Here is a 12,635-nt window from a genome sequence, read left to right on the forward strand (position 1 = left end):
ACAATAAGTTATTCGCTCGATGTAGCGCAGAGACACAACACGAGGTGGAGAATGTTAGAACAAATTTGCCAGCTGGCCCGCGAGGCCGGGGCCGCGATCATGCAGGTTTATGAGGGAGAGAAGCCGCTTCAGGCGACGCATAAGCTTGATGACTCTCCGGTGACGGCGGCGGATCTTGCCGCCCACGACATTATTCTGAAAGGGCTGAAAGCGTTGACGCCGGACATCCCCGTGCTGTCAGAGGAAGATCCCCAGTCGTGGGATACCCGGCAAAGCTGGCAGCGCTACTGGCTGGTCGACCCGCTGGACGGCACAAAAGAATTTCTGAAACGTAACGGCGAGTTCACCGTGAATATCGCGCTTATCGAAGGTGGAAAAGCGGTGATGGGCGTTGTCTATGCGCCCGTGCTGAAGATTATGTACAGCGCAGCGGAAGGGAAGGCCTGGAAAGAAGAGTGTGGCGTACGCAATCAGATTCATGTGCGGGATGCCCGTCCACCGCGCGTGGTGGTCAGCCGGTCTCATGCCGCCAACGATAGCGAGCTGAAAGAATATCTCGAACAGATGGGGGAGCACCAGACCACTGCGATAGGCTCGTCGCTGAAGTTCTGCCTGGTGGCCGACGGTCAGGCGCAGCTCTATCCTCGCTTTGGGCCAACCAATATCTGGGACACCGCCGCAGGGCATGCCGTGGCGGTTGCTGCCGGGGCGCACGTTCATGACTGGCAGGGCAAGCCGCTGGACTATACCCCGCGCGAGTCGTTCCTGAACCCCGGCTTCCGGGTTTCTATTTACTGAGTAACCCTTGCAGCAGGCTAATCACCTGCTGCACTTCCTGCTGGGTTAACGGGCCATCTTTGGCGAATTGAATTCTGCCTTCTTTATCCAATACCACGATAGCTGATCCGCCCTGTTGCAGCTGCCACGCTTTCGCCGCTACGCCGTTACTGTCGACGATAAACTGTGACCACGGGAACTCTTTCTTATTACTTTCGATGCTGCTGCGCACGAACATGCCGGTGCCCACAATCGCGTCGTCGGTGTTCACAATGGTGGTGGTCTGGTACTTATCATGCGGGAATTTTGCCGCTTTGATAGCTTCGACCATGGCCGCATTTTCTTCTTTGGCGCTTGAGCGACCGGCAATATGCTGCAGAACTCTCACTTTCCCAGGCAACTGCGCGCTATTCCAGTTTTTATAACTAAACTTATCGTTATCCAGCACCAGCTCGCCCTTGTCGGTAATACCAATCGGGGACACTCGCTGATTATTTTCAAAGTTATGGGCTGAGGCCATGAGCGGCAGCAGCAGAAGAGACAGCGCCAGCGTTTTGCGCAGGGTCATCGGTGACTCCTTATTGTTGTTAGCAGGTGATCCGACCACTTGGGTCGATGTTTTAAGCATATGTGCTGAATAAGCATCTGTCCCGCAAGCAAAGTGCCAGTTTGCGGGCTGACGCACATAACCCTGAAATTTGAAGGCTTACGCTGCCGTTTTTTACATTTAAAAATATTGTTCTGCAACTTTGTAATCTTTTAGTAAAAAAACTTCTACACACTAGGTGACCTTCGATATCTGGACTATAGTTTTCGAGCACCAAACTTTTTCGCCTCATTTTGTCGGGCCAAATGTAGCTCGCAGAGGCGTTAACATGCAGGAGTAAAGAAGAATGAAAATTTTCCAACGTTACAACCCCCTTCAGGTGGCGAAGTACGTGAAGATCCTGTTCCGTGGACGGTTGTATATCAAGGACGTTGGCGCTTTCGAATTTGATAAGGGCAAAATCCTTGTCCCGAAAGTTAAGGATAAGCAGCACTACTCGGTGATGTCCGAGGTCAACCGCCAGGTGATGCGCTTACAGGCGGATATGGGCTAAGCCCAAAAATTGTAAAAAAAACGGCCCCGAAGGGGCCGTTAGTGTTTATAGAGCTTGCTTACTGCTCCTGAGGCTCTTCACCGTCAGGCAGCTTTGGCGTCAGCGCGACAGGCTTATTGTCGATACGCGTTACCAGCAGCTGATCGATGCGGTAGTTATCAATATCCACCACCTCGAACTTGTAGCCGGAGAACTTTACCGAGTCGGTGCGTTTCGGGATCTTACGCAGCATAAACATCATGAACCCACCGATGGTTTCGTAGTTACCGGACTGCGGGAACTCGTCGATATCCAGCACTCGCATGACGTCGTCAATCGGCGTGCCGCCTTCCACCAGCCATGAGTTTTCATCACGGGCAACGATTTGCTCTTCCATCCCCTGGCCGACCAGGTCACCCATCAACGTCGTCATCACGTCGTTCAGGGTAATGATGCCCACCACCAGCGCGTATTCATTCATGATGACCGCGAAGTCTTCCCCGGCGGTTTTAAAGCTTTCCAGCGCTTCGGAGAGCGTCAGGGTGTCCGGCACAATCAGGGCGTTACGCAGATGCACACCGCTATTCAGCGCCATGCTTTGGTTGCCCAGTACGCGGTTCAGCAGCTCTTTGGAATCAACATAGCCAACGACGTGGTCGATATCGCCGTTACACACCAGGAACTTGGAATGCGGATGTTCAGCGATGGTGGACTTCAGGCTTTGCTCGTCGGCGTGCAGGTCGAACCAAATCACGTTTTCGCGTGAGGTCATGGAAGACGGCACGGTACGCGATTCCAGCTCAAAGACGTTTTCAATCAGTTCATGTTCCTGCTTACGCAACACGCCCGCCAGCGCACCGGCCTCAAACACCGCATAAACGTCGTCAGAAGTAATGTCGTCTTTACGCACCATCGGCAGCTTGAAGATGCGGAAGATAACGTTAGCCAGGCCGTTGAAGAACCACACCAAAGGTCTGAAAACAAACAGACAGAAGCGCATCGGGTTGATAATACGTAAAGCAACCGTTTCGGGAGAAATCATACCGATGCGTTTCGGGGTGAGGTCTGCGAACAGAATGAACAGGCTGGTGACGAGGGTGAATGAGATAATAAAGCTGAGCTGGTCGGCGAGTTCCGGAGCCAGAAAACGCTCCAACAGAATTTTAAACGCCGGGGAGAAAGCCGCATCGCCGACGATACCGCCGAGAATTGCCACGGCGTTCAGGCCAATTTGTACGACGGTAAAGAACATGCCCGGCGTCTCTTGCATCTTTAGCACGCGCTGGGCATTGACGTTGCCTTCATCGGCCAGCAGCTTAAGTTTGATTTTACGAGAGGCGGCAAGCGAGATCTCAGAGATTGAGAAAAAGGCACTAATAGCAATAAGGATAAGTATTATCAAAATACTGTTTAACATAATTTATCTGGCTGTTGTGGCCAGGTCCTCGGAAGGGAAAAGTGGATAAATCTCAGGGGTCAAACACAAGAAATGCTGGCCGCTTTTGTGAACGAGCCAGCAAATTCAAGGAGTAGTATAGCGTAAGGATGGGATGTGCTACCAGAGGCTGTAATTTAACCGGCGGTAAGCCGGGTTTTTAGTGATGTGTTTTTTGATTAATGGGCTTAACGTTTGGCGCATTGTATAAGCAGCTTTTCTTCTTTTTATCCCCGGAACTTTTCTTCTCTTTTTGCCACTCACCCGATCGGTTAGCCCACTATCAGGAGAGCGTTCACATGGTCAATTCCGTTACTTCCGTGCACAGACATGCGGCGGAACTTCCTCCCTTACCGGAACACAGCGGCCAGCGACCGGCGTCGATCGCTTCGGGTTCATCGGTGGCCACTTCTGCTGCCGTCAGCGCGCATGAAAGCCTGCATTTTGTGGGGGACAGCGTTTATGGCTCGGCCAATGAAGCTGCTATTCATCACCAGCTTGGCGCGCTGTTTGGCAAGCACATTAACGGTGATAACCATGCTGAAATGCATGCCCTGATTGAGTCGAGAACCCGTGAATTACACAAAATGGGAGAAACGCCAGCCTCTGTTGAAGCCGTGTTGACCAAAGGGCATCAACTGGACAGGCTAGGGCAAGTTGCGCGAGGTGCCGCACGCGCTATTCCCTTTGCTGCTGCGTCTGTTGCCTACGATAAAGTCCCGCTGCTGAGCGCTTTTGCCCATACGGCGGCGGAAATTGGCCTCCATGCTGGCCTGCAGTCCAGCATCGCCGACACTATTGGCACCACGTTGCTTAACCGTGCCACGGCAACGAATCCGTGGCTGTCCGCCAAAGACAGCGACCTGCATCCGGTCATGCGCGAAGCTGTAAAGGAGGCAAAAGCTAGCTTGCTGACGACGGTGGCAGAAACCGGGGCAGCCATTCAGACCTATTCGGCACGTAACCTTGCGCGCCTGGCGATGGCGGCAACGCTGACGCATTTTGCCGGGGCGAAAGTGGCCGGTGAAGTCGATACGTGGCTGTCTGCTGCGGGCGGGGTGGTGGCTGGCGGCGCAATGAGCGCGATTCTCCACGCGGTGGACGAAAACAAAGGCCGAACCGGGCCGGAGTATTTGCTGGGGCGCAACGACTGGCAGCAGCGGTTCACTGAATTGAAAAATACGCACGTGGTGAGCGATACGCTTAAGAACGCTGCTCAGCGCGTGGCAAAGCTGCCCCTGGACATTGCAACAGACAGCCTGAAAGCGACGGCAAGCGTTCTTTCTGCGCCGAGCCTTGGGAAAACGGCGATGCTGGCCGGCGGCTTTGCCGGTGTGATTAGTCTACGCAGCGCGATTGGCGCTGCTGTCGCCAGCGCCTTTCCGAGAGTGAATGCCGCTTCGCTGAGCGCCATCAGCCATGCGACCAACGTCGTGGCCTCTGCCCCGGTGTTCTTCGCCGTACCTGCGGCTGAGATTCTCGCTGACGCCGTGGCGGACAAAATGACGCAAACGCTGCAGGAAAAGGTCCCGGCGGCCGTGAACTCGGCGGCAGGCTGGGTCGGGCATCAGCTGCAGGCGGCGTTAAATCGTCAGCCAGCAACCACCCTTAATGCCGCAGAGCAGCAGGTGTAAAGGAACCGAAAGGGGAGCTACGTCCACATACTGGCAGTCTATTTTTGGAGCCTGATTATGCATATTAATTCTACGGTGACGCGGCCAGCCGGTATGCCGTCGCTGACCAATACATCTTCAACGGCAGCGGTGAAAGCCGCTTCCTCTGGCCTGCACGCCAGTGATTTACACGGCGATCTCAAAAATTGGGCCGCTGCGGCTCCTACAGTGGAAGAAGGCAAAGCCAGGGCGGCCGCGAGCAGTGAAATAATGAATAACTTTCAGTGCCGGGGGGAAACATTAGATCTGAGCGAGCGAGGTCTGACGGCACTACCTGACTCACTGGGCGCGCTGACGCACCTTAAACATTTGAATCTGTCCGGCAACCCGCTGCAGACCTTCCCGGCCAAAGCGCTTTTACAGCTGGGCTCCCTGCAAACGCTGCAACTGGCGATGAATCAGCACAACCAGGGCGTACCGTTTCGTCGCTCGCATGAACGTTTTGCGGATGAAGGGTACAAACTGCAGTTTTTTGCCCAGGGCAATAACCGCGCGCAGGTGATTCATCAGCCACCCAGACAGAAAACTGCGTTGTTCACAACCGACCTGGCACCCTGCCTGGCGGCGATGATTGTTCAGGATGGCAAAAGCCTGGCGTTGCATATGGATAACCCGCAGCGCAGTGGCTCAGGAGGGATGCCTCTGGAAGAGATGCTGTCCCGACATTTGCATCCGTCAGCGCGTAAAACCGAAGTGTTCCTGGTCGGGGCTAACGATCAGGGTTCGGCGGGTAACGTGCGGGCGATGCTGGCGGCGCTGAACAAACATGGTGTGGCAAATAACATCAGTATGGCCAGCCTCGGGAATGGACATACTTCCGCGACGCTGGATGTGAATAATCAGAAAGCGTGGGTTGGCTTTGGTTAACAAAGCTAAAGAAAAAGCCAGTCGATGACTGGCTTTCAGGGAGAGTTTACTGAGGCGGCAGGCAAACGCCGATGCCACCAATGCCGCAGTAGCCGTGCGGATTCTTGTACAGATACTGCTGGTGGTCGTCTTCCGCGTAGTAGAACGGGCCCGCGTTGGCGATTTCAGTGGTGACCTGGCGTTTATCACCGGCGGCATTCATTGCGGCCTGGAAACGCTCAAGGCTGGCGCGGGCGGCTTTGTCCTGTTCCGGCGTGAGCGGGTAAATTGCCGAGCGGTACTGGGTGCCGACGTCCCCGCCCTGGCGCATTCCCTGAGCCGGATCGTGATTTTCCCAGAACACCTGCAAAAGCTGCTCATAGCTAACCACTTTCGGATCATAAACCACGCGCACGGCTTCAGCATGGCCGGTCTGGCCGCTGCAAACTTCGCGATAGGTTGGGTTGGGCGTATAGCCACCGCTGTAGCCGGCTGCCGTGCTGTAAACGCCCGGAATCTCCCAATACAGGCGTTCTACGCCCCAAAAGCACCCCATCGCAAACAGCGCGATTTCCATTCCATCGGGTACATTTGTCATTGAGTGTTCGTTAACCGCGTGAAGCGTGGCCACCGGCATCGGCGTGTTGCGGCCTGGCAGAGCATCGGCCTGCGTCACGGTGTGAGTTTTGTCGAAGAATGACATGGTGTTGGATCTCCCGAAAATCGGCAAAAAAGCGAGCGGTTGTCATCAGACCTGCAATTGCAGACAATACATCCGAGTTACAGACTACATTACATATAAGAAAGATTTAGGCTAGTGAGTTATTTTCAACCCTCGATGTTAGGGTTTTGTTAATCCGCGGAGCGGGAATGACGTTTCCTTCCAGGGGTGGGAACAAGGATATTCAGGAGAAAACGTGCCAGTAATCCGTACTTTATGTATTACAGGCCTGTGTGTCGCGAGCACATGGGCTAACGCCGCGAGCGTGCGTTTGCAGGTTGAGGGACTCAGCGGCGAACTGCAAAAAAACGTACGTGCTCAGCTTTCCACCATCGAAAGCGATGAAGTGACGCCGGATCGTCGCTTCCAGGCGCGCGTCGATGACGCCATTCGTGTAGGGTTGAAAGCGCTGGGTTACTACGAACCCACCATTAATTTCACGCTTAAACCGCCGCCGCAGAACGGAGGGCGTCAGGTTCTGCTAGCGCAGGTTGACGCCGGGCAACCGGTGTTAATTGGCGGCACCGACGTCATTTTACGTGGTGGCGCGCGGACCGATAAAGACTATCTCGCGCTGCTGCCCAAGCGGCCCAAAATCGGCACCGTGCTCGACCACGCTGACTACGATAACTTCAAAAAAAGCCTCTCCAGCATTGCGCTGCGTAAGGGCTACTTCGACAGTGATTTCCGTAAGAGCCAGCTTGGCGTCTCTCTGGAAAGACATCAGGCGTTCTGGGATATCGACTACGACAGCGGCGAACGGTATCGCTTCGGCGCGGTGACCTTTCAGGGCTCCCAGATTCGCGAAGAGTATTTGCAAAACCTTGTGCCTTTTAAGCAGGGAGATTACTACCAGTCGAGCGACCTGGCCGAGCTGAACCGCCGCCTGTCGGCTACCGGCTGGTTTAACTCCGTGGTAGTGGCACCTGAGTTTGAAAAATCACGCCAGACAAAAGTGTTACCGCTACAGGGCGTGGTGACGCCGCGCACTGAAAACACCATTGAAACCGGGGTGGGCTACTCCACGGACGTAGGGCCGCGCGTGAAGGCCAGTTGGAAAAAACCGTGGATGAACTCCTACGGCCACAGCCTGACAACCAGCACCAGCCTTTCCGGCCCTGAGCAAACGCTCGACTTCAGCTACAAAGTGCCGCTGTTAAAAAGCCCGCTGGAGCAGTATTACCTGGTGCAGGGCGGTTTTAAGCGAACCGACCTCAACGACACCAAATCGGACTCCACTACCGTGGCGCTGTCCCGCTACTGGGATATGTCCAGCGGCTGGCAGCGTGCCGTTAACCTGCGCTGGAGCCTCGACCACTTTACCCAGGCAGATGTTACCAACACGACCATGCTGCTTTACCCCGGCGTCAGCCTGAACCGTACCCGCTCGCGCGGGGGCCTGATGCCCACCTGGGGTGACTCACAGCGTTACTCGATTGATGTCTCTAATACGGCCTGGGGTTCTGGCGTCGATTTCGGCGTGTTCCAGGCACAAAACGTTTGGATCCGTTCGCTGTATGAAAAACACCGCTTTATCGTGCGCGGCAATGTGGGATGGATCGAAACCAACGACTTCAAAAAAGTGCCGCCGGATCTGCGTTTCTTCGCCGGCGGCGACCGCAGCATTCGTGGCTATAAATACAAATCGATATCGCCGGAGGATAGCAACGGTAAGCTGACGGGGGCCTCCAAACTGGCGACCGGCTCGCTGGAGTACCAGTACAACGTGACCGGAAAATGGTGGGGCGCGGCGTTTGTTGACTCCGGTGAAGCGGTGAATGACATCAAACGCAGCAACTTCAAAACCGGTGCGGGCGTTGGCGTGCGCTGGCAATCCCCGGTTGGGCCTATCAAGCTCGACTTCGCCGTACCGGTGGGTGACAAGGAAGAGCACGGTTTACAGTTTTACATCGGTTTGGGGCCTGAACTATGAGTCGCTGGAAGAAAATAAGCCTCGCGGTGCTGGCTGTGATTGTGCTGCTAATCGCGGCGGTCGGTTTCCTTGTGGGGACGACGCCGGGCCTGCATTTGCTGTTTAAAGGCGCTAATCGCTGGGTACCGGGGCTGAATATCGCTCAGGTCGACGGCGGCTGGCGTAATCTGACGTTAAAGAACTTGCGCTACGAGCAGCCGGGCGTCGCGGTGCGTGCGGGAGAGATTCACCTCGCGGTGAAGCTAAACTGCCTGTGGCACAGCAGCCTTTGCGTGAATGATTTCTCGCTAAAAGATGTGGATGTTGCGGTCGACACGAAAAAAATGCCGCCGTCAGCCCCGGTGCAGGAAGAGGACAGCGGCCCGCTGAATCTCTCCACGCCGTACCCAATTACCCTTAGCCGCGTGGCGTTGAACAACGTTAACGTGAAAATCGACGACACCACCGTTTCGGTGATGGATTTCTCCAGCGGCCTGACCTGGGAGCAGCGCAACCTGACGCTAACCCCGACATCGCTGGAAGGTTTGCTGATTGCGTTGCCGAAAGCCGCGCAGGTAGCCAAAGAAGAGATTGTTGAGCCGAAAATTCAAAACCCTCAGCCGGAAGAAGCGCCGCTCGGGGAAACGCTGAAAAAGTTGTTTGAGAAGCCGCTGCTGCCGGAAATGACCGACGTTAATTTGCCGGTGAATCTGAATATTCAGGAATTTCGCGGGGCGCGTCTGCGCCTGACCGGCGATACTGATTTGCTGGTCAACTCGCTGCTGCTGAAAGTGAGCAGCGTCGACGGCAACCTGAAGCTGGATGCACTGGATGTGGACTCCTCGCAGGGGCTGGTGAACGCCACCGGTAGCGCTCAGCTGCGCGACAACTGGCCGGTTGATTTAACGCTTAACAGCACGCTGAACATCGACCCGCTGAAAGGCGAAAAGGTGAAGATGACCGTGGGCGGTGCGCTGCGCGACGAGCTGAAAGTGGGCGTCAATCTGTCAGGGCCGGTGGGGATGCAGTTGAATGCCCAAACCCGCCTGGCTGAAGCAGGGCTGCCGCTCAACGTCGAAATAGACAGTAAGCAGCTTTCCTGGCCGCTGACCGGCGAGAAGCAGTATCAGGCTGACAATCTGAAACTGCGTCTGACCGGCAAAATGACCGACTACAAGCTGGCCTTTAGCACCGCCGTGAAGGGCGATCAGGTTCCGCCTGCCACCATCACGCTGGATGGCAAAGGCAACGAGCAACAGTTTAGCCTCGATAAACTGCGCGTGGCTGCGCTGCAGGGCAATACGGATCTGAAAGCGCTGGTGGACTGGAGCAAAGCTATCAGTTGGCAAGGTGAATTAACGCTGGCCGGCATCAACACGGCGAAGCAGTTCCCGGACTGGCCCGCCAAGCTGGACGGCAACATTAAAACGCGCGGTAGCCTGTACGGCGGCAGTTGGCAGCTGGATATTCCCGAGCTGAAGCTTGCCGGCAACGTGAAGCAGAACAAGGTCAACGTGCAGGGTACGCTGCAGGGCAACAGCTATATGCAGTGGAAAGTGCCGGGTCTGCATCTGGAGCTGGGCCGCAATACGGTGGACGTGAAAGGCGAACTGGGCGAAAAAGATCTCAACCTGGACGCCAATATTAATGCCCCGAATCTGGATAACGCCTTGCCTGGTTTAGGCGGAACGGCGAAGGGTATCGTGAAGATTCGCGGCGACGTGAAAGCACCGCAGTTGCTGGCTGACCTGACGGCAAACGGCCTGCGCTGGCAGGAGCTGACGATTGCCCGTGTTCTGCTGAAAGGCGATGTGAAATCGAGTGAGCAAATCGCTGGTAACCTCAACCTGCGCGTAGAGCGCGTGGCTCAGCCGGGTGTAAAAGTTGATTTGGTCACGCTGGACGCGAAAGGTGATGAGAAGCAGCACCAGCTTCAACTGCGTATTCAGGGTGAACCCGTTTCCGGGCGTCTCAACCTGAGCGGCAGCTTCGACCGTAACGAAGAGCGCTGGCGCGGCAAGCTAAGCGACACCCGTTTTGATACGCCGGTAGGGCCGTGGGCGCTCAACCGCGAGCTGACGCTGGACTTCCGCAATAAAGAACAGAAAATCGCCATTGGCCCGCATTGCTGGGTGAACCCGAACGCTGAGCTTTGCGTGCCGCAAACTATCGACGCCGGGGCGAAAGGCCGGGCGCTGGTGAATCTCAACCGTTTCGATCTTGCCATGCTGAAACCGGTGATGCCGGCGGATACCCAGGCCAGCGGCGTCTTTACAGGTAAAGCTGACGTGAGCTGGGACAGCGAGGCCGGTGGTTTACCGCAGGGGCAGGTGACGCTCAGCGGGCGCGGCGTGAAGGTGGCGCAGGTAGTGAACGGCAATACCTTGCCGGTTGCCTTCGACACGCTGAACCTCAACGCCGAACTGAAGAATAACCGCGCCCAGCTTGGCTGGCTGGTGAAAGTGGCGAATAACGGGCAGTTCGACGGCCAGGTTCAAATCACCGACCCACAGGGGCGGCGTAACCTTGGCGGCAACGTCAATATTCGCAACTTCTCCCTGGCGATAGCCAACGCCATTTTCTCGAAAGGTGAAAAAGCGGACGGTACGCTGAACGCAAACTTACGCCTCGGCGGCAACCTTGAGCGGCCGCAGATGTTCGGGCAAATGCAGCTTAATGGCGTGGATGTCGAAGGCAACTTTATGCCGTTCGAGATGCAACCGAGCCAGATTGCCATGAACTTCAACGGGATGAACTCCACGGTGCAGGGCGTGGTGCGCACGAAACAAGGCCAGATTGTGTTAAGCGGCGACGCCGACTGGACGCAAATCGACAACTGGAGGGCGCGCATAGCCGCGAAAGGCAGCAAAGTACGTATTACCGTGCCGCCGATGGTGCGCCTGGACGTTTCCCCGGATATTGAATTTGTGGCCACGCCAAGTCTGTTTACCTTGAACGGGAACGTCGATGTGCCGTGGGCGCGTATCGTGGTACATGATGTGCCGGACAGCGCCGTGGGCGTCTCCAGTGATGAAGTGATGCTGGATAAAGATCTGAAGCCGGTTAACCCTAAATCCGCCGGGATCCCGATCAACAGCAACCTGACGATTCACGTCGGCAACAACGTGCGTCTGGACGCTTTCGGCCTGAAAGCGCGCCTGACCGGCGATCTGAAAATGGTGCAGGACAAGCAGGGACTCGGCCTAAACGGCCAGATCAACATTCCTCAAGGCCGTTTCCACGCTTATGGGCAGGATCTTATCGTTCGCAAAGGTGAATTGCTGTTCTCCGGCCCGCCGGACAACCCGTACCTGAACATTGAAGCTATCCGTAACCCGGACTCGACCGAAAACAACGTCACGGCCGGTGTGCGTGTGACGGGGCCGGCAGATGAACCCAAAGCTGAAATATTCTCTGACCCGGCGATGTCCCAGCAGGACGCCTTGTCCTACCTGCTTCGCGGTCAGGGTTTAGATACTTCCGGCAACGACGGCGACGCAATGACGTCGATGCTTGTGGGCCTGGGGGTTGCACAAAGTGGTCAGGTTGTGGGTAAAATCGGCGAGACGTTTGGCGTAAGTAATCTGGCGCTCGACACCGCGGGGGTGGGTGATTCCTCTCAGGTGGTGGTTAGCGGCTATGTACTGCCGGGTCTACAGGTTAAATATGGCGTAGGTATTTTTGACTCTCTGGCGACGTTAACGCTACGTTATCGTCTGATGCCTAAGCTGTATCTGGAAGCGGTGTCTGGCGTAGATCAGGCACTAGATCTGCTCTATCAGTTTGAGTTTTAGCAATGCGAATATTTGTTTACGGCAGTTTACGACGCAAACAAGGCAACAGCCACTGGATGACCAACGCCCAGTGGCTGGGCGACCACACGCAGGAAAACTACGTGTTGTATAGCCTTGGGCATTATCCAGGCGCCGTGCCGGGTGATGGCGTGGTCTCCGGCGAAGTTTACCGGATAGACGCCTCTACGCTTTCTGAGCTGGACGCGCTGCGCACCAAAGGGGGAGAGTACAGCCGCCAGCTGATCCAGACCCCTTACGGCGGCGCGTGGATGTATGTCTATCAGCGTCCTGTCGAGGGGTTAACCCGTATCGACAGCGGGAACTGGCTGGATCGAGAAAAGTATTAAACAGACCTAAGCGGCCACGCCAACACGTGGCCGTTTTTTTTGCCTGTCTGC

10 protein-coding genes are annotated in these 12,635 nt (G+C 55.8%); 7 read left to right on the forward strand and 3 right to left on the reverse strand.

The window, feature by feature from the left end; all coding sequences use genetic code 11:
* The first annotated feature begins 51 nt into the window (after positions 1-51).
* Complete coding sequence (gene cysQ / locus LH23_RS07695) at positions 52-798, forward strand: 3'(2'),5'-bisphosphate nucleotidase CysQ (protein WP_039289749.1); 747 nt, start codon at positions 52-54, stop codon at positions 796-798.
* On the opposite strand, the gene LH23_RS07700 is transcribed toward cysQ, so the two are convergent.
* Positions 788-1,345, reverse strand: a complete 558-nt coding sequence (locus LH23_RS07700) for a YtfJ family protein (RefSeq protein ID WP_039289751.1) — start codon at positions 1,343-1,345, stop codon at positions 788-790. The two genes, cysQ and LH23_RS07700, sit on opposite strands and share 11 nt — an antisense overlap.
* Positions 1,346-1,670: 325 nt before the next feature.
* On the opposite strand from LH23_RS07700, the gene LH23_RS07705 reads away from it, so the two are divergent.
* Positions 1,671-1,877: a DUF1107 domain-containing protein gene (locus LH23_RS07705; protein WP_008460430.1), complete on the forward strand. Its 207-nt coding sequence runs from the start codon at positions 1,671-1,673 to the stop codon at positions 1,875-1,877.
* Between the two features lie 58 nt (positions 1,878-1,935).
* Here the strand turns inward: LH23_RS07705 and LH23_RS07710 are convergent, their stop codons facing one another.
* Positions 1,936-3,273, reverse strand: a complete 1,338-nt coding sequence (locus LH23_RS07710) for a hemolysin family protein (protein WP_039289752.1) — start codon at positions 3,271-3,273, stop codon at positions 1,936-1,938.
* 317 nt (positions 3,274-3,590) lie between these two features.
* On the opposite strand from LH23_RS07710, the gene LH23_RS07715 reads away from it, so the two are divergent.
* Positions 3,591-4,925 carry a hypothetical protein gene (locus LH23_RS07715; RefSeq protein WP_052050146.1) on the forward strand — a complete coding sequence of 445 codons (1,335 nt, stop codon included), beginning with the start codon at positions 3,591-3,593 and terminating at the stop codon, positions 4,923-4,925.
* A gap of 57 nt (positions 4,926-4,982) precedes the next feature.
* Complete coding sequence (locus LH23_RS07720; RefSeq protein WP_039289754.1) at positions 4,983-5,831, forward strand: leucine-rich repeat domain-containing protein; 849 nt, start codon at positions 4,983-4,985, stop codon at positions 5,829-5,831.
* A gap of 46 nt (positions 5,832-5,877) precedes the next feature.
* Here LH23_RS07720 and msrA read toward each other — a convergent pair whose 3' ends face one another.
* Positions 5,878-6,513 (reverse strand): peptide-methionine (S)-S-oxide reductase MsrA, encoded by a 636-nt coding sequence (gene msrA, locus LH23_RS07725; RefSeq protein WP_039289757.1) that lies wholly within the window; start codon positions 6,511-6,513, stop codon positions 5,878-5,880.
* Between the two features lie 214 nt (positions 6,514-6,727).
* Here msrA and tamA point away from each other — a divergent pair, with 214 nt between their 5' ends.
* Genes tamA through LH23_RS07740 form a run of 3 tightly spaced genes read left to right on the forward strand, consistent with a single transcriptional unit; the run spans position 6,728 to position 12,584 of the window.
* On the forward strand, positions 6,728-8,464 hold the full coding sequence (gene tamA / locus LH23_RS07730) for an autotransporter assembly complex protein TamA (RefSeq protein WP_039289760.1): 1,737 nt from the start codon (positions 6,728-6,730) through the stop codon (positions 8,462-8,464).
* Positions 8,461-12,237 carry an autotransporter assembly complex protein TamB gene (tamB, locus tag LH23_RS07735; RefSeq protein WP_039289763.1) on the forward strand — a complete coding sequence of 1,259 codons (3,777 nt, stop codon included), beginning with the start codon at positions 8,461-8,463 and terminating at the stop codon, positions 12,235-12,237. The genes tamA and tamB overlap by 4 nt, the downstream gene beginning before the upstream one ends.
* Before the next feature lie 2 nt (positions 12,238-12,239).
* A complete protein-coding gene (locus tag LH23_RS07740; protein ID WP_008460443.1) occupies positions 12,240-12,584 on the forward strand; it encodes a gamma-glutamylcyclotransferase family protein in 345 nt (114 codons plus the stop codon).
* The last annotated feature ends 51 nt before the right edge of the window (positions 12,585-12,635 follow it).

This window comes from Cedecea neteri (genome assembly GCF_000758305.1).
Taxonomy (GTDB): Bacteria; Pseudomonadota; Gammaproteobacteria; order Enterobacterales; family Enterobacteriaceae; genus Cedecea; species Cedecea neteri_C.

Excerpts from the sequence above, each read along its gene's own strand:
- LH23_RS07715 (WP_052050146.1), top strand. The coding sequence starts at position 3,591 with ATGGTCAATTCCGTTACTTCCGTGCACAGACATGCGGCGGAACTTCCT.
- LH23_RS07705 (WP_008460430.1), top strand. The coding sequence starts at position 1,671 with ATGAAAATTTTCCAACGTTACAACCCCCTTCAGGTGGCGAAGTACGTG.
- LH23_RS07720 (WP_039289754.1), top strand. The coding sequence starts at position 4,983 with ATGCATATTAATTCTACGGTGACGCGGCCAGCCGGTATGCCGTCGCTG.
- LH23_RS07700 (WP_039289751.1), bottom strand. The coding sequence starts at position 1,345 with ATGACCCTGCGCAAAACGCTGGCGCTGTCTCTTCTGCTGCTGCCGCTC.
- tamB (WP_039289763.1), top strand. The coding sequence starts at position 8,461 with ATGAGTCGCTGGAAGAAAATAAGCCTCGCGGTGCTGGCTGTGATTGTG.
- msrA (WP_039289757.1), bottom strand. The coding sequence starts at position 6,513 with ATGTCATTCTTCGACAAAACTCACACCGTGACGCAGGCCGATGCTCTG.
- LH23_RS07740 (WP_008460443.1), top strand. The coding sequence starts at position 12,240 with ATGCGAATATTTGTTTACGGCAGTTTACGACGCAAACAAGGCAACAGC.
- cysQ (WP_039289749.1), top strand. The coding sequence starts at position 52 with ATGTTAGAACAAATTTGCCAGCTGGCCCGCGAGGCCGGGGCCGCGATC.
- LH23_RS07710 (WP_039289752.1), bottom strand. The coding sequence starts at position 3,273 with ATGTTAAACAGTATTTTGATAATACTTATCCTTATTGCTATTAGTGCC.